This window comes from Acinetobacter suaedae, from assembly GCF_008630915.1.
GTDB lineage: Bacteria > Pseudomonadota > Gammaproteobacteria > Pseudomonadales > Moraxellaceae > Acinetobacter > Acinetobacter suaedae.
This window is the reverse complement of sequence record NZ_CP043909.1, coordinates 3117658-3134100: the sequence shown is the minus strand read 5'-3', so window position 1 is coordinate 3134100 and position 16443 is coordinate 3117658. Positions and strand designations below refer to the sequence as shown.

Sequence of the window (16443 nt, the reverse complement as noted above, 5' to 3'; positions counted from 1 at the left end):
TAAATGAAATTAAGGGAATTCACTATGTATGAACCTGTAAGAAAGATTGGTATAAGTTCAAGGAGTATTACAGGCACAATGCCTAATGGAAATCGTTATGAATCATCCTTAGAAAGAGATTTAATGATTTTAATGGATTTTGACCCTTCTGTGCATTTGTATACTCCCCAACCTCTTGTAATAAAATATCAATCTTCAGATGGAAAAAATCATAGATATACACCGGATGGTTTAATTGAATACCGATCCAGAGATAAGTCAAAAAAAGCAAATGTAATTTTAGTTGAAGTTAAATATAGATCAGATTTTGTAAATAAATTTAATGAAGTCTTGCCAAAATTTAGAGCAGCAAACTTATATGCAAAAAATATGGGATGGGAATTTAAAATTTTTACGGATGATAGGATAAGAGGTCCTTTTTTAGAAAATGCTAAGTTTTTAAATGCCTATAAATCTTATTTCCATGAAGATTTTGATCTTTTAATAACTGAAAAATTAGAAAAGTTGAGAGTTTCAACACCAAAAGAGTTGGTTTGTTCGATTTTTAAAGATAAGTGGAATCAAGCTAAAATGATTCCAGTTTTATGGGGAATGATTGCTCGTAGAGAAGTAGGCTGCGATCTAACAAAAACACTTACAATGAAAACAACAATTTGGAGTTTGTAATATGCGCAGAATACTTCCTGGTTGTAAAGTTCACTGGAATGAGGAGGAATGGATTCTTATAGATATTGTTGATTTAAAAAAAGTTCTTTTGAAAAACTTAAAGGATAAAAATATTGAATTAGTAAATGCATTAGAAGTTAGTTTGGGTGATTCGGAAAATAGAACAAATTTACTTCAAGATATACCAAATGAGACATGGTTAGAAGCTTGTAAACTTTTTGATTTAATTAGAGAGTTAGTTAAAGATAAAAAAAGAGCAAGAACTTATAAAGATTTAGATGATATAGCTGAAAAGCTAGGAAAAAGTAGAGCAACTATTTATCGATTAATTAAAAAACTTGAGAATGATTTTGTAGTATCAGCCCTAATAAAAAAAGCTAGAAAAGATCATGGACAACATAGGCTTAGTCAAGATGTTGAAAAAATTATAGAAAATGAAATTTCGACTTTCTATTTAGTACCCGAAAGGCCTACAGTTGTTGAGTTATGGGAGCAAGTTTCATTAGTATGCCGTGAAAAAAAGATTAAGCCACCGAGTATGACAACTCTTCGACGGAGGCTGAACTTACTACAAGATCGGTTAGTAGTTTCAAAAAGATTTGGTTCAAAAAAGGCAAGGGAACAATTTGAGCCAATTAAGGGTAGTTTTCCTGGAGCAGATATTCCTTTAGCTGTGTATCAAATTGATCATACCCCTATAGATGTAATATTAGTTGATGAAGAATATCGCAAACCTATTGGGCGAGCTTTCCTGACGATAGTAATTGATAGTTGCACTCGAATGATAGCAGGTTTTTGTGTCTCTTTTGACCCAGTCGGAGCTTTAGCTACTGGTATTGCACTTAGTCATGCAATTCTGCCTAAAGAGATGTGGTTAGCTAAGCATGAAATAGGAAGTTCATGGCCAATATATGGAATTCCAAGAAAAATTTATGCAGATAATGCCAAAGAGTTCAGAGGAACAATGCTCGAAAGAGCTTGCCAAGAATATGGAATAATTTTAGAGAATCGACCTAAAGGTCTACCTAATTATGGCGGACATGTAGAGCGGGCATTTGGAACTTTTATGAAAAGGAGCCAATCACTTAAAGGAACAACATTTTCTAATGTTAAAGAAAAGGAGTCCTACAATTCTGAGAAAAAAGCTGTTTTAACTCTCAAAGAGTTTGAATCATGGTTTGCGACTTTTGTGCTAAAGGTCTATCACGAAAAACCCCACAATGGGATCAATAAAGTTTCACCATTGTCATTATATGAAACTTTTATATTGGGGGATGACAACACTAAAGGGATTGGTTTACCAACATTAATAGAAGATGAAACAAAATTAAAATTAGATTTCATGCCATTTGTTGAAAGAACTATTCAAGAATATGGAGTACTTATAGATAATATTTACTATTACGCTGATGTATTAAGGAATTGGATACATGCTAGAGATCCTAATAATTCAAAATTAAAGAGGAAATTTATATTTTCTCGTGATCCAAGGGATATTAGTGTTGTTTATTTTTTTGATCCTGAATTAAAAATATATTACCCAATTCCATATAGAAATATTTCGCATCCTCCTATCAGTTTATGGGAATTGAATTCCATTATAAAAGATTTAAATCAACAAAAATGTTTCGAAATTAATGAAGATACAATTTTTGAGGGATTAAAAGAAATGAGAAAAATTGCGGAAGTAGCTGCAGAAAAGTCAAAATCTGCAAGAAGAATGCAGCAAAGAAGAAAAGATTGGAGTAAGGACAAGCAACTTGTGCAGCCACAACCAACAAATCCCTTTGATAATCTAGCATTAAATTGGAATAACGATCAAATTTTACCTTTCTTAGACCTAGAAGAGGCTGAATAATGAATCTCGCACATTTAACAATAAATACATCTAAGAAATTAGAATTAGCAGATTCAGAAAGGATAGAACATTTATTAAAACCTAGATGGATAGGATATGGTCATTCTCAAAAAATTTTAGGAAAACTTGAGGATTTACTTGTATTTCCAAAACAGTCAAGAATGCCAAATTTATTAATTGTTGGTGAAACAAATAATGGAAAAACAGTACTTGTGAATCGGTTTAGAGATAAGCATCCACCGTTAGATAATCCTAATGGGGATGCAATAATTTTACCTGTTTTATATATTCAAGCTCCTCCTGGTCCTGATGAGCGAGGTATATATAATGCTATTTTAAATAGGCTTTTCGAGCCGTATGGAAAAAGTGAAGCTACTGATTCTAAAAGAGATAGAGTAGTTTCTGTATTAAGACAGTTAGACTTAGGAATGATAATAATTGATGAAATACAGCATCTCTTAGCAGGACCTTATACTAAACAAAGAACTTGTCTTAATGCACTTAAATATTTAGGAAATGAATTATGTGTTCCATTAGTAGGTATTGGTACAGCAGAAGCCATAAGAGCTGTGCAAGCGGATCCTCAATTGGCGAATAGATTTAACCCTGAAATATTACCCAAATGGAAGTTAGATCAAGAGTATTTAAGATTATTGGCTAGTTTTGAAAAGGTAATTCCATTGAAGCAACCTTCAAATTTAATAAATCGAGAATTGGCTGAATTGATTCTGAACATGTCTGGTGGAACAATTGGTGAAATTTCAACTTTGCTGAATATGGCATCTATATTTGCTATAAAAAATAAAATAGAAAAAATTACAAAACAAACTTTGGAAGAGTCTGGATACATAGGTCCCCATCTACGTAAACAGGCGGCAGCACGAGTATAATGGAAATTTGGCCAGTCCATTTACAACCTCTTAATGATGAATTACTTTCATCTTGGATGATTAGATTAGCACATGGTAATGGCTATAAAGCACATGATTTTTATGCCCATTATTTTGGGCGTCAGACTCAAATTTGGAATAGGGATATTGACTGTCAAACTCCAGATCTGATAATAAATAGGCTGCATTATTTTACAAAACAAAATGTTGATAATATTAGACATTTAAGTATGAAAAGTTATGAAAATATTTTGTTTGAACACTCAAATTCAGCTGTTTTAAAAGGAGTTTTATCTATTGGAATTAATCATAGATTAAGAAAGCGCTATGGCTTACAAATTTGCCCAATGTGTTTAAAAGAGGATAAAGTTCCATATTGTAGGAAATATTGGAGAGTATCATATTTAATTTCATGTCCAACACACGGCATTCAATTATATGACAGATGCTATAAATGTAGCTTTCCAATTACTCCACATAGAGTAGATATGATCGAAAAGTCAAAATTAGTGACTAATTTAAATATTAATTTTTGTTCAAATTGCTTTACTAAGTTATCAAGTTCACCAATAATTAAAGTTAATGAAAACTTAAATATATTGTCAAATTTTATACTTTTAGCTCTCCATAAAGAGCATGTATTTATAAGTTCTGATCCAATTTTTGCAAATTTATTTTTTCTAGGCTTAAGGGGAATTGTCCAAGGGTATATTAGAAATTTAGGTAATGAGATTTCAAGTAGAACAAACTCAAGAGCAATTGAATTACTTGAATTTAGTGATAGATTAAAAGTACTTAATGGGTGTGCCAATTTATTAGTTAACTGGCCTAAAAATTTCTTAGATTATGCTTATCAGTATAAACACCCATATACTAATTTTATATCTAAAAATTCTAGTGGTAAAATGCCATTTTGGTTATATAAAGTTTTTAGATAACAGACTTTTGGAGGACATTGTGCATTCTATGTTAGATATTAAAAGAGTTCTTTTGGATGAGCATAATTCTATAGAAAGTATTGCTCATAAAATCCCCCCTACTTTTTTCCAGACAGGTGGAGTAATTATTAATTTTTTTGGAAATGAAAAAATAGAAAAAAGCGCAGAAATTTTTGTAAACTTTTTTGGAAATAGAATTCCAATACTATTGAATGCAGATACTGTTGTAACCAAAGAAAATGGAATTATTGGACAAAAAGTTTTTTTTGATACCAACTTTGTCTCAAATTTACCTAAATATTTTTCTAGTGATAGATACAAGCTAAAAAATGATAAAAATAATGAAGTAATTAGAATTGAAAAAATAATAGAAGATGTAATCAATAAATATAATTGTTCTTATGATTTTAATTTTATTTTTTTTGAAAATATGAGGGAGTATGAAAATGATAGTTTTCATCCAATTAGAAAAATTGCAGCGATGTTAGTTTTGAAAGAAGTTATTGACAATAAAAATATGGAATTTAGAGATATTAGATTTTTTGATGATATTGATAAAATTGAAAAGTATATTGGAGAATCAAAAGAATTGTGGAAATCTTATCTAGAATCAGAAATGATGCAAGTTTTTAAAGTTAATCATATTTTACATTATTTAGTTTTATTACGTTTTTATACTATTTATTGGAGAAATCCAAATCAATCTGATGAAGATATTTTTAATGGGCTTGTTTCATTTGTGAAGAAAAATTTTAAAAAAATACCAATTAAAAGTTTATATTTTTGTTGGAAAATATTAAAGATTTATAAAAGTAATCTTAATTCTAATGATTTTTCAATGTTTACAGAAAAACCCTTAATGTCATTAAAGACAAAATCATTAAAAAGATTACATGCTCTTTCATGGGACACTTATTCATATCGTTTTTTTGAAACTTTTTCAACTGAAAAATTTGAAGATAAGCCAAATTTTGTTTACTTACCATTACTTACATCATTGGATAATAATATGGTTAAAACTATAAATAATTGTCCAGTAAAGGCTATTTATTATCATCCAGCTAGTTTAAATGTAGAAATGGTTTTTGATGATGAAAAAGAGTTTTCTATTTTTTTTAGTAAATATGCCGAAAGATACTATAGTGGATACAAGCCTTTTACTGCTGTTGAAACAGATGAAGACACACAAAAATATTACAGCTTGGTAGCAGTATTGGAAGAATTATGTGAAGGAATGCTTAGTTTTCGAAAAAAATCTATTTTTAATACTTGAAATCCTATCTTTTTGCTATTTAGGTTTGATAGAATTTATAGATATTTTACAAATGATATTGATTCTTATTATGTTTTGACAAGAGTTTTTATTTAGAATCCGTCTACTACTTTAAGGGGAATGAATATGGCTATCTATGTAGATAACATGCGCATCAAACATAAAGGAAAAGAGTGGTGTCATTTAATGGCAGATAGTCTTGATGAATTACATGATTTTGCATTGTATATTGGTGTAAAACGTTGTTGGTTTCATCGAACAGCTACATATCCGCATTATGATGTTACCGTTGAAATTAGGACAAAAGCGATCACTTATGGAGCTGTTCCTACTGAGAGGGCCAAAATTATAGAATGCGGGAAAAAATTAAAAATTGAGTTGCTTAACCAAAGTGCTACAAAAAGGTATAATATGCTACAAGGAGAATTATTTTAATTGGCAATTAAATGCATATTAGAGAAAAAACATTAGATGATTTATTGAATACTACTTATACCTCTATATTAGAAAGTGGTGATGAACTTACTGCATCAAAGGGGGATAATTTTGAAATAAGAAATGCCATTCTGACACTTGAGAACCCTAGATCTAGGCTAAGTATATCTGAAACTAGAAGTAAACTTATAAGTTGTATTGGGGAGTTTTTTTGGTATTTAAATGGAAGTGATGAACTTGATTTTATTGAATACTATATAGCAAATTATAGAAAATTCATTGGATATGATAAAACTGAAGTGTTACCTGCATTTGGTGCATATGGTCCGAGAATTTTTGGTGAAAATAGCCAGTTTAACAAGATCATAGAAGTCTTGAAGGAAAAACCAACTAGTCGTAGAGCTGTAATTGCAATTTATTCAAAAGATGACTTATTACGACAAGACCATAGGGATATACCATGTACATGTTTTTTACAGTTTTTTATAAGAGATGATAGATTACACCTAACTACAACAATGAGATCTAATGATGCTGCTATTGGTTTAGTACATGATGTATTTAGCTTTACATTAATTCAAGAAATTATGTATACGAAGTTAGTCAGTTTTTTTCCAAACCTTCAACTTGGGGAATATACTCATATAGTTGGTAGCTTACATATTTATAGCAAAGATTTACCTGACATTAGGCATTATTTAGGTAATGAAGGGTGGCAGAATATAACAGGAATGTTTCCATTAGAGCCAACCCTTATCGACGAAGAATTACCTAAAATTATTAAAATAGAACAATCACTTAGATTAGGTGTCAATTTATCTGTATTAGAAGTAAATGATCTAAAAGATCCCTTTTGGAAAGAGTTAGCCGTTATTTTATTTGCATATTATTTCTTTAAAAAAGAAGACTTAGAAACTTTAAAATTGTTAAAAGATTTATGTCAAAGTGATCCAGTAATTTACTTTTTAGCAAAAAAATGTGATGAATTAGTTCATAAGGGGTTTAATAATGAAATTTTATAAAAAAGATAGATTAGCTAATGACTTAGTGCAAAAGATTAACGATTTTAGTTTAAATATTACGGCCCTGCCAGGCACACACTCTCCAATACAGATTGACGTATTAGCTAGGCAATTAGTAGATAGTGTAAATCGTGTAGACTATTTTAGAATTTTAGAAGAACGTACGATTAGTCCAAGTCGAGCCGATCCTCATAATGGATTATTTGATCCAATTAGAGCAATACTTTATTTAAAAAATCATGATTATGATGAAGCTTGCTGGCTTACATTTTTATTAGTTTTCACTGGTGAAAATTACCATTCCAAGTGGAAGTTCACTAAATTATTGTATGGAAATCTAAAGAAAAACCCAATCATTACTTGGGCAAATATAAATAGAAATCCAACACTGATAACTTCTTGGGTTAATAATTATGAAAATAGTAACGAAAAAATAAAATTTGGAAATCATCGAAAATATGTTTCAGTTAATCATATAGTGGATGCCTTTCAAACATATATGGATTGGGTGAATACAAATGGAGGGCATTCAAACTTATTTAGATCGAATAGCTTATCTGCAGAAGATTTGTTTTCAAATCTTTATAAAACAATCCCAATCTTTTCTTTTGGACGATTAGCAAAATTTGATTATTTATCAATGTTATATAAAACAGGATTGGCTGATATTAAAGCAGATAATTGTTACATTTCTGGTTCTACTGGTCCAATAAAAGGGGCTAGGCTACTTTTTGGTAACAAATCAGGTAAAGAATTGGATGCTGTTGCTATAAACCTTGCTGATTTTCTGGGTGTAGGTTATCAGGAAATGGAAGATGCTTTATGTAATTGGCAAAAACTGCCTGATAAATATGAATATTATACTGGTTAGTCATAAATTTTGTTGTGCCCATTGGTAAAATAGTTATAAGGAATTATTCCTTGTAGTTTCAAAATACCTGTTAAAAGACTTGGAGAAATATTAATTTGTCTTGCAATTTGACAAATATTTCTCCAACTTTTTTCTTTGGCTGAGTACATTAATTTTTTATTAAACATACTTATAACATCTTCATTTGTATAAGGATATAAAATTTGTGAAAGCATGAAATTATCTGCTTGAGTTTCTAATTCCTCAGTTGTTACTTTTTCCGCAGGAGCACCTTGATCCGCGAAAACCATTTCTTTGGAATGTAATACTAAATGTCCTGCTTCATGAAAAAAAGTTTGCCAAAAGACATCATCTTGGTTGTATTTTGTCGTAATTATAATTAGTCCAGTATGATTATTTATAAACTTCGAAATACCACGAATAGGCGACTTATTTAATGTATCTAATACAATGAAAGCTACACCACATTGATTGCAAATATTTTGAAGCTCTAACTTAAAGTCATTAAATTTCCTAACTTTAGAGAGTTTTTTGATTTCTTGAAGTTTTTCAAGAAATAAAGCTTTATCCCATTGTTTTGTAATTAATTGTTTTTTTGCTTCTAATTCGGCTTTTCTTACAAGTGTTGCAATGTTTAATTCTGATGAGCTATATTTCCCAATATTTTTGAACTTAATTCGTAAGTTATGCTGAATGATATATTTTTTAGTTAATATACTAAATTCAGAAATACCAAAAAAGGATTTAAGATGGACTTGATCCAAATAATCATAATTTGATTTTGGTATCCAATCAGTTTTTTTTAACTCTGTTATTAAACCTCTATAATCGTTAAAGTTATTATCTACATGACTATTTTCTATTCTTAGAGTATTTAATGTAAACTGGTGTTGAATGTTAAGCCAAAATTGAGCTGTACCGCCAATAGTTTCTTCTAAGATTTTCGAAATATTTATATCTATAGGGGTATTCTTGTTTACCAAGTCATGGAGTACTTTCTGAGTTCTCGAGTGTAATTTTGAAGTATCAACTTGATTTAATACAATAAAATTCTCAACAATTTTAGATGGAGGATAAATCCAATTTGGCTGGAATTCACTATTTAACATGTTGTATTCCTCACCTCGATTAACTGTAAACGTGTCACTTTTTCCCAAGGAAGTGAACCATCAGCAGCAACAGCAACATTCTTATGTGCTTGTTTGAATATAATACTTGTATTTTCGTCTAAAGAAATTTCTAAATTTTCACCATGAAAACTTAAGGTGTGTTGTAAGGGAAATTCAACAACATTTTGACTGGAATTTAAGACCAAAAGAAAAAATTTCAATTTATCAACAATATGTGCAGAGTACTCAAATAGGCTGATGAACTCATTTAATGCATTATCCCTCAGTTCTCTTGATCTGAACGAAATTATCATTGATGAACCTTTGTGTCTTAAAGTATATACTTAAGGAGATTCTATCATTATCTTTCGGTCGGAGCATTATAATTTGGATTTCATTAAAGTCGCTGCGGCAGTCATTCAAAAAGATGGTTTATATCTTTGTGCTCAAAGAAAAGAAAACAAATACAGTTATTTATCTATGAAGTATGAATTTCCTGGTGGTAAGATCGAGGAAGGTGAAACTTTGCAGGACGCAGTAGTTCGAGAAATTTATGAAGAACTTGGTGTTAAGATAGTTGTCCAAAAAAAAATTAAAAAAGTGAAACATTGTTATCCAGACTTTAATGTTGAGATTACTTTTTTTGCCTGCAATTTAATCGATAATAACAATTTGAGTAATTTAGAACATGAAAAAATTATTTGGATGAAAGCTCCAGAGCTTACATCACTTGATTGGGCTGCAGCAGATATACCTATAGTTAATTTATTACAACAAACTCTTTAAATTGATTCTATCGTTAAGGTGAATGAAAAGATGAGTCGAATGGAAAATACTTCTGAAGAAGTAATTGCTTTTGCATTATGTAAAAAGAAGTTAGAGTCTTTTTTTGGTCCAATTACTCTAATACGAGATCAAGTTGATAAGCCAGATTTTGCAATTGAATTGGTGAACAAAGAACGAATTGGGGTCGAAATAACTGCAATAGATAATCAACAACTTATTATGGATAAAAATACAAATTTTGATATTAACCTCGAAGATTGGTATTTATTTTTTAAACAAAATAGTAGTAATAGTATATTAGGATTAAAATCTAAAGATATCGAATTATTGAAGAGAATAAAAATAGTAGATGTTAGTAAAAGTGATGGTTTTATTGAACTACATAAAGAATATTCAGTTAAAACCACCTCAAACAAAAAGCTTTATAATATTTTTATCAAAAGTTTGTCGAAAGCAAAAAGAGATAAAATACTTGCTATCAAAAATCGAGAGAACAATACATATTTCTTAGACAAGACTATAATTAATAATCAATTTTGTCAGAATGCCATACACCCAAAAATTAAAAGATTCAATGAAGTATATTCAAAAAAGTATCCGAAAACTTTATTGATTTTGCATTGCCAATCATTTGAGAGTAAGAACCTGTACTTAGATCTTGCTCAAAAACTTTCTGATTATTTGAAAGTTCAAAAAAATCCTTTTGATAAAATTTTATTAGTAGATTTCAAACATAAAGAGTTTATAGGTGTTGTTTATGATAAAGATAATAAATATAAAAAATATTTTTTTGCAACTCTTGTAAGAGGGAAAGATATTTATGAAGAACATGCTTCCCAATATTTTAATGTCTCCAGTGCTGATACATATGTGTTTAAAAAATATAAAAAGTAAAACAAACTTGTACAAATTTGCCTAAAGTAGCTTTCTTATAATGTTTTTAGCAACCAGTTCAGTTCTGTTACTTCTGTTATGTTCTATTCTATGATGTTCCCATTTTTGTGCATATTTAACTTGGTCAAGCACCGCCCATCCTTTTGGTGTCGTTCTTACTAAATCATTCAATAGGATTTTGAATGCTATATCTAAGATTTTCTCACCTGTATGAGCTCGTATTAACTGAGCTGATAAAGCAGCGCCCTTTCTTGGTGCAATATCAATTAAATAATAAAAAGATCCTTTAAATTCCATCTCAGCAACTATAAATGGTCTTGGTTTTTGATCATCATCTTGTAAATGCCATTTATGAAGATTCTTTATGAATCTATTGAATTGATTAATAATTCCTCTAGGATGTTCTTTTGCATTATTAACAGCAATAGTTTCAAATTTATATCCTAAGTTATTCAAAATTTCTAAAACGTCAAAAAAATATTCTAGATCAACTGGTAGATTTGGCTCTATTTGTAATTCTGATACTCCATTAGTTGAATTTACTACTGGCCCAGTACTTACGTTATTGGTATATTCTAGATTCAAATTTGTAAATGATGCATTTTGATACCGTTGTATATCTTTTTCTTCTTTTAATATCTCTAAGTCTGAAATATTTGCGCACAACGTAAAATCAAGTTTTTGATTTTGATATTGGCTTGAGACTTGATCATCGGTGAAATTTAATAGTTCAGACTGATCATCTTTATTCTGTGGATTATCCAATTTTTGTGGAGGCTGCCCTGTTCCTCCTTCATATGCAGCTTGCATATTTTCTGCTTGTTCTTTTCCTTTTTGATTTGAATTTTTTCTAAGAATTATTAATTTTGAAAATTCAAATTCAGTTATAAATTCAATTATTTCAGTAACTAGGAAACCATAGGCTTTATTATTATCCATAATATATTTCCCTTTTACTTTTAAGCTAAATTCTTTTGAAAAAGGAAAGGAGATTTTTATTCTTTTAGGATAAGGAGTCTCAATTGAATTAGACTCTTTTAATAATGATTGTCTTAATGTTCTCAACTCAATCTTTGCTACAAGGTTGGTAGCAATATTTGCGATCATAGGTGCTTCAATGTCTTTGAAGTCTCTATGTAGGTGAATCCTAAAAGTCTTATTATTAATAAATCCAGATGAATCTAGGTCAAGTAGTTTACCAATTTGCCCAAAAATTATATGTCGAGCAGCTTTAGGAGAAGTTACATAACATGATTGAAATATAACTATTGAGGGTATATATATTCTTGAAAAATTATTCGTATCATAAAAAACATTTAAGTAGTTTCCAGCACTTCTAGCTTCACTATTAGTAATAAGATAATAACGATTTGTAAGATGGTTATTCCATTCGGTGGTATGGTTTAAACCAGTTTCAGCAACACTTCCATTTATATGTTGATAACAAACCTCTCGTTCGGTATCTGAATTAAATGTAAATTGTTGATATTGTGATGTAAAAGAAATGTCTCTAATGCCATTTCTCCAAACAGATCCTATAGTAACAAACTGAATTAACCCAATTTTGATATCATGAACTGAGCTGATGTATTGATTGTTAAAGGTTTCTAGTGATGTATTTGATAATGTATGTTTACGCTCTATATTTGGTTTGATCTGTGCTAAATAAATTCTAATACGTGGTTCACCATCCATATCATTATAGACGCCACCAAGCCACTCTACTTTCCAAAAATTATTATCATGAGGAAAATCAACTATCTCTAACATTTTTTAAATTTTTATTGATGAAATATTAAAGATATAATTTCATTCATTTTGGCTAATTGCAATTATTTAGAACAAATTTAAACTTAATATCAAAAAATCCGGTTCTTTACACCACCTCCGACTAATGCAATTGCAGATGCAGTGTGGTGTGGGGCACGGAAAGGGCGTTGCCCAAAATGGTGTGGAGCATTTGCCACAGAGTAAATACTCGCAACTTCCAAATTTTCTTGAGCATTGAGAGGTGGCAGAATAGAAGCCAAACGCGAGGCGAGCAAGGTTTTACCCGTACCTGGTGGACCTTTGAACAGTAATGAATGACCACCTGCGGCCGCAATTTCGAGTGCACGGCGAGGGCGAAGTTGTCCTTTCACATCGGCGAGATCAAATTGATATTGTGAGCTGTTGATATTTTCTCGTTGTGGTGCAGCACTGAGCTTGGTGTTGCCCAAAAAATGTGCACAAACTTCTTGAAGGTGTTGAGCCGCATATACTTCGAAGTTTGGGAGTTGACTGGCCTCATCTAAGTTTGCAGCCGGGAGTAACATACGATGCTTGGCTTGCTGACAGGCCATTGCTATGGTCAATGCACCAGAAATTGGGCGTAAATGACCATCAAGTGCTAATTCACCAATAAATTCAAACCCCTCTGTACATTGTTCTGGTAATTGCCCTGAAGCAATCAAAATACCCAGTGCAATCGGTAAATCGAGGCGAGAGCCGTCTTTAGGTAAATCTGCTGGCGCTAAATTAATGGTTAAGCGTTTGGTTGGAAACAAGAATCCACTATTGATAATTGCTGAGCGAACACGATCTTTGCTTTCTCGGACAGCAGCTTCGGGTAAACCAACGATGGTCAAAGAGGGTAGCCCTGAGCTGATATGAACTTCGACCTCGATTTGGGGTGCATGTAGCCCCAATAATCCCCTCGTATAAATTTTTGCAAAAGACATTTTATTGTTGTTCCATTGTGGTGCTTTATTTTTAATCATTTCAAGGTGCTTTTTGCACCGAGTTGGTGCTTATTTTTTGTTCTGCACCATTTCCTCTAAAGTTTTCATCTGTTGCTGTAATTCGGTGAGGCGCTGATTTGCTAAATTTAAAGCTGTTCTTTGGCGATCAAGCTCTTGCTTAGAAACCAGATCCAATTTTTCGATACTTTCATTTAATAATGCTCGCAAGTTTTTTTCTAAGTCTTTTTTAGGCTGATCAACTTGTTGCAAAATTGCTTGTAAAAGAGTTTCAATCATAAAGTGCTCAATAGGTTATGTATATTTGCTGCTCAGTGTACCATTGCTTGTTAGAATCCTCTAGCACTGCTGAGTAGCTTGAGAGATGACTGAGAAATCTAATTAAATCTTGGCAAATCATACTTATTTTCAATGGATGATCTACTTCTATTCGCTTAAATAGGTTATAAAGAAGCCGTATGTCCAATATTTAAATCCCCCCCAACCTTTGAATATTGGCATGAAAATTGAACATAAAACCTTACTGGTGAAAATAAGCCGAAGGAAAACACACATGAAGCTTGTAACTGCAATTGTAAAACCATTCAAGTTAGATGATGTGCGTGAAGCACTCTCTGATATTGGTGTTCAAGGGATTACCGTAACTGAAGTCAAAGGTTTCGGACGTCAAAAAGGTCATACTGAGTTGTACCGTGGTGCAGAGTATGTTGTTGATTTCTTGCCGAAAGTGAAAATCGAAATCGCGATTAGCGATGAGATGGTAGATGCGGTTATTGAGTCAATCACTCGTGTCGCAAGCACTGGAAAAATTGGTGACGGGAAAATCTTTGTCACAAATCTAGAACAAGTCATCCGTATTCGTACTGGTGAGACTGGACCAGATGCTGTCTAAATTGGCACAAAGTTTGCTGAGTTAGAAATTAAGAGAAATAGCTCACAAAATGAGGTTGGGGGACACGAATGAAAAAAATGCTTATGGCGCTTAGTTTATCTGGCGCACTCCTAGGTGGTTCGACTGTCGTATGGGCAGAAGAAGCTGCTACAACTCCAGTTACAGAGCAAACAGTTGTTGTAACTGAGACTGATACATTACCAACAACTGTTGAGGTTGAAACTCCTGCTGAAGTGGCTGCTGAGCCAGAAGCAGAAGCAACATTAGATACCGGTGATACCGCTTGGATTCTTGTTTCAACAGCATTGGTTCTGTTAATGACGATTCCTGGTTTGGCTTTATTCTACGGTGGTATGGTTCGTAAAAAGAACGTACTGAGCACGATGGCACACAGTTTTGTTGCTGCTGCAGTAGTAAGTATTGCTTGGGTCATTATTGGCTATACCTTAGCTTTTGGTGAAGGGAATGCTTTTATTGGTGGACTTGATAAGCTGATGCTGTCAGGCATAGGTACTGATGCACTGAGTGATTCAATTCCTGAGATTCTATTTGTTATCTTCCAAATGACCTTTGCAATTATTACGGTTGCGATCATTAGTGGTTCGATTGCTGAGCGCATGAAGTTTGGAGCATTTGTTGCTTTTATCGCGATTTGGGTTGTTGTGGTATATGCGCCGATTACTCACTGGGTATGGGGTGGTGGTTGGTTAGGCAATGATGGTGCTTTAGACTTTGCTGGTGGTACTGTCGTTCATATCAACTCTGGTGTTGCTGGTTTAGTTGCGGCTTATATGCTTGGAAAACGTATGGGGCTTGGCCGTGAATCTATGGCACCTCATAATCTTGCGTTAACTGTTGTCGGTGCGAGCTTACTTTGGGTAGGTTGGTTTGGTTTCAACGGTGGTTCTGCATTGGGTGCAAATGGTTCAGCGTCTTATGCTATTGTTGTAACTCAAGTTGCAGCAGCGGCAGCAGCATTGTCTTGGTTAGTGGCTGAAAAAGTTGTTCGTGGCAAGGCTTCAGTTTTAGGTGCAGCTTCAGGTGCGGTTGCTGGTCTAGTTGTGATTACTCCAGCTGCAGGTTTCGTAACTGTAGGTGGCGCATTGATCATGGGTCTGATCGGTGGCGTTGTTTGCTTCTGGGGTATTACCGCATTAAAACGTACGCTGAAAGCGGATGACTCTTTAGATGCATTTGGTTTACATGGTGTTGGTGGTATCGTTGGTGCAATCTTAACTGCCGTATTTGCGAGTGAATTCATCATGGGTGATGATGCTCCAGCAAATATGTTGACTCAATTATGGGTGCAGGTTGAGGGTGTATTAGCAACTATCGCATATAGTGCTGTGATGACCTTTATTATCTTAAAAGTGATTGATCTCGCAATTGGTATCCGTGTGAGCAATGACGATGAGCGTATGGGTCTTGACTTGAGTCAACATGGCGAACGCGTTGAATAATTAAAATTATTGACTTAAGAGCAGCTCCCAATAGGGCTGCTTTTTTTATGCATAATAAAAGAGCGATAAGCCTCTAGTTCTGCAATGCAAGAAACTTTGCTACACTTAAGCAAAGTGAGGAAATAATCGCACCAATATGCATTGTCCATTTTGTAACGCCGCTGATAGTAAAGTCATTGACTCCCGTTTGGCTGCCGAAGGCTGTCAGATTAGGCGTCGCCGTGAATGTGTGGTTTGTGGTGAGCGTTTTACAACGTTTGAAAGTTATGATGTTGTGATGCCGCGTGTATTGAAATCAGATGGTAAAAGTGAACCGTTTGATGAAGCAAAATTACGCCGCTCACTGATGCATGCTTTGCAAAAACGTCCGGTGACCCAAGAACAGATTGAAACGGTTCTCAGTGATATCCAATCACAAATCCGTCGTCTCGGTGAGCGTGATGTGAAATCGAGAATGATTGGTGAAATTGTAATGCAAGCATTGTTTGCATTGGATCATGTTGCTTATGTTCGGTTTGCCTCCGTTTATCAAGATTTCCAAGATGTTGAAGCTTTTCGCCATCAGATTGAGCAGATGCAACAACGTGAAAATGAAGTCTAAGTTAGAGAGA

At 32.7% G+C, this 16443-nt stretch carries 17 protein-coding genes and 1 pseudogene; 13 read left to right on the top strand and 5 right to left on the bottom strand.

Translation table 11 applies throughout. The features are described from left to right. Positions 1-24: 24 nt before the first annotated feature. The 8 genes from F2A31_RS14600 (at position 25) to F2A31_RS14565 (ending at position 7953) form a co-directional block, all read left to right on the top strand. Complete coding sequence (locus tag F2A31_RS14600; RefSeq protein ID WP_171490606.1) at positions 25-666, top strand: TnsA endonuclease N-terminal domain-containing protein; 642 nt, start codon at positions 25-27, stop codon at positions 664-666. 1 nt (position 667) lies between these two features. Further along, positions 668-2524, top strand: coding sequence for a Mu transposase C-terminal domain-containing protein (locus F2A31_RS14595; protein WP_150027232.1), 1857 nt, complete (start codon positions 668-670; stop codon positions 2522-2524). Then, entirely contained in the window at positions 2524-3414 is an 891-nt protein-coding gene (locus F2A31_RS14590; RefSeq protein ID WP_150027230.1) for a TniB family NTP-binding protein, read from the top strand. The genes F2A31_RS14595 and F2A31_RS14590 overlap by 1 nt, the downstream gene beginning before the upstream one ends. Next, complete coding sequence (locus F2A31_RS14585) at positions 3414-4352, top strand: TniQ family protein (protein WP_150027228.1); 939 nt, start codon at positions 3414-3416, stop codon at positions 4350-4352. The genes F2A31_RS14590 and F2A31_RS14585 overlap by 1 nt, the downstream gene beginning before the upstream one ends. A gap of 28 nt (positions 4353-4380) precedes the next feature. Beyond that, positions 4381-5625: a hypothetical protein gene (locus F2A31_RS14580; RefSeq protein WP_150027226.1), complete on the top strand. Its 1245-nt coding sequence runs from the start codon at positions 4381-4383 to the stop codon at positions 5623-5625. Positions 5626-5751: 126 nt separating this feature from the next. Next, positions 5752-6060, top strand: coding sequence for a DUF4031 domain-containing protein (locus F2A31_RS14575; protein ID WP_150027224.1), 309 nt, complete (start codon positions 5752-5754; stop codon positions 6058-6060). 11 nt (positions 6061-6071) lie between these two features. Next, a complete protein-coding gene (locus F2A31_RS14570; RefSeq protein ID WP_150027222.1) occupies positions 6072-7082 on the top strand; it encodes a thymidylate synthase in 1011 nt (336 codons plus the stop codon). Then, positions 7069-7953 carry an alpha-glutamyl/putrescinyl thymine pyrophosphorylase clade 3 protein gene (locus F2A31_RS14565; protein ID WP_150027220.1) on the top strand — a complete coding sequence of 295 codons (885 nt, stop codon included), beginning with the start codon at positions 7069-7071 and terminating at the stop codon, positions 7951-7953. The genes F2A31_RS14570 and F2A31_RS14565 overlap by 14 nt, the downstream gene beginning before the upstream one ends. On the opposite strand, the gene F2A31_RS14560 is transcribed toward F2A31_RS14565, so the two are convergent. Next, positions 7950-9062, bottom strand: a complete 1113-nt coding sequence (locus F2A31_RS14560; RefSeq protein ID WP_150027219.1) for a hypothetical protein — start codon at positions 9060-9062, stop codon at positions 7950-7952. The genes F2A31_RS14565 and F2A31_RS14560 overlap by 4 nt on opposite strands. Continuing rightward, the gene (locus F2A31_RS14555; protein ID WP_150027217.1) at positions 9056-9376 is read right to left on the bottom strand and encodes a hypothetical protein; all 321 of its coding nucleotides are present in this window, start codon (positions 9374-9376) and stop codon (positions 9056-9058) included. The genes F2A31_RS14560 and F2A31_RS14555 overlap by 7 nt, the downstream gene beginning before the upstream one ends. A 73-nt stretch (positions 9377-9449) precedes the next feature. Between F2A31_RS14555 and F2A31_RS14550 the strand changes: the two genes are divergently transcribed. Beyond that, complete coding sequence (locus F2A31_RS14550; protein WP_150027214.1) at positions 9450-9848, top strand: (deoxy)nucleoside triphosphate pyrophosphohydrolase; 399 nt, start codon at positions 9450-9452, stop codon at positions 9846-9848. A 39-nt stretch (positions 9849-9887) separates the two neighbouring features. Continuing rightward, on the top strand, positions 9888-10742 hold the full coding sequence (locus F2A31_RS14545; protein ID WP_150027212.1) for a hypothetical protein: 855 nt from the start codon (positions 9888-9890) through the stop codon (positions 10740-10742). 21 nt (positions 10743-10763) lie between these two features. Here F2A31_RS14545 and F2A31_RS14540 read toward each other — a convergent pair whose 3' ends face one another. The 3 genes and pseudogenes from F2A31_RS14540 to F2A31_RS14530 form a co-directional block, all read right to left on the bottom strand. Then, positions 10764-12512, bottom strand: a complete 1749-nt coding sequence (locus F2A31_RS14540) for a hypothetical protein (protein ID WP_150027210.1) — start codon at positions 12510-12512, stop codon at positions 10764-10766. Positions 12513-12622: 110 nt separating this feature from the next. Then, positions 12623-13462: pseudogene (locus tag F2A31_RS14535) on the bottom strand (YifB family Mg chelatase-like AAA ATPase); the annotation flags it as partial. A gap of 69 nt (positions 13463-13531) precedes the next feature. Then, on the bottom strand, positions 13532-13759 hold the full coding sequence (locus F2A31_RS14530; protein WP_004637578.1) for an accessory factor UbiK family protein: 228 nt from the start codon (positions 13757-13759) through the stop codon (positions 13532-13534). A 274-nt stretch (positions 13760-14033) separates the two neighbouring features. Here F2A31_RS14530 and glnK point away from each other — a divergent pair, with 274 nt between their 5' ends. The 3 genes from glnK (at position 14034) to nrdR (ending at position 16433) form a co-directional block, all read left to right on the top strand. Then, a complete protein-coding gene (glnK, locus tag F2A31_RS14525) occupies positions 14034-14372 on the top strand; it encodes a P-II family nitrogen regulator (RefSeq protein WP_000780326.1) in 339 nt (112 codons plus the stop codon). 68 nt (positions 14373-14440) lie between these two features. Beyond that, entirely contained in the window at positions 14441-15832 is a 1392-nt protein-coding gene (locus F2A31_RS14520; protein WP_150027208.1) for an ammonium transporter, read from the top strand. A gap of 136 nt (positions 15833-15968) precedes the next feature. Next, positions 15969-16433 carry a transcriptional regulator NrdR gene (gene nrdR / locus F2A31_RS14515; protein ID WP_004637581.1) on the top strand — a complete coding sequence of 155 codons (465 nt, stop codon included), beginning with the start codon at positions 15969-15971 and terminating at the stop codon, positions 16431-16433. Positions 16434-16443 lie beyond the last annotated feature (10 nt).

Bases quoted from the DNA above. Each gene is read 5' to 3' on its own strand.
- F2A31_RS14545 (WP_150027212.1), top strand. From the start codon at position 9,888: ATGGAAAATACTTCTGAAGAAGTAATTGCTTTTGCATTATGTAAAAAG.
- F2A31_RS14570 (WP_150027222.1), top strand. From the start codon at position 6,072: ATGCATATTAGAGAAAAAACATTAGATGATTTATTGAATACTACTTAT.
- F2A31_RS14530 (WP_004637578.1), bottom strand. From the start codon at position 13,759: ATGATTGAAACTCTTTTACAAGCAATTTTGCAACAAGTTGATCAGCCT.
- F2A31_RS14595 (WP_150027232.1), top strand. From the start codon at position 668: ATGCGCAGAATACTTCCTGGTTGTAAAGTTCACTGGAATGAGGAGGAA.
- F2A31_RS14600 (WP_171490606.1), top strand. From the start codon at position 25: ATGTATGAACCTGTAAGAAAGATTGGTATAAGTTCAAGGAGTATTACA.
- F2A31_RS14575 (WP_150027224.1), top strand. From the start codon at position 5,752: ATGGCTATCTATGTAGATAACATGCGCATCAAACATAAAGGAAAAGAG.
- glnK (WP_000780326.1), top strand. From the start codon at position 14,034: ATGAAGCTTGTAACTGCAATTGTAAAACCATTCAAGTTAGATGATGTG.
- F2A31_RS14580 (WP_150027226.1), top strand. From the start codon at position 4,381: ATGTTAGATATTAAAAGAGTTCTTTTGGATGAGCATAATTCTATAGAA.
- F2A31_RS14555 (WP_150027217.1), bottom strand. From the start codon at position 9,376: ATGATAATTTCGTTCAGATCAAGAGAACTGAGGGATAATGCATTAAAT.
- F2A31_RS14585 (WP_150027228.1), top strand. From the start codon at position 3,414: ATGGAAATTTGGCCAGTCCATTTACAACCTCTTAATGATGAATTACTT.
- F2A31_RS14565 (WP_150027220.1), top strand. From the start codon at position 7,069: ATGAAATTTTATAAAAAAGATAGATTAGCTAATGACTTAGTGCAAAAG.
- F2A31_RS14540 (WP_150027210.1), bottom strand. From the start codon at position 12,512: ATGTTAGAGATAGTTGATTTTCCTCATGATAATAATTTTTGGAAAGTA.
- F2A31_RS14560 (WP_150027219.1), bottom strand. From the start codon at position 9,062: ATGTTAAATAGTGAATTCCAGCCAAATTGGATTTATCCTCCATCTAAA.
- F2A31_RS14590 (WP_150027230.1), top strand. From the start codon at position 2,524: ATGAATCTCGCACATTTAACAATAAATACATCTAAGAAATTAGAATTA.
- F2A31_RS14520 (WP_150027208.1), top strand. From the start codon at position 14,441: ATGAAAAAAATGCTTATGGCGCTTAGTTTATCTGGCGCACTCCTAGGT.
- nrdR (WP_004637581.1), top strand. From the start codon at position 15,969: ATGCATTGTCCATTTTGTAACGCCGCTGATAGTAAAGTCATTGACTCC.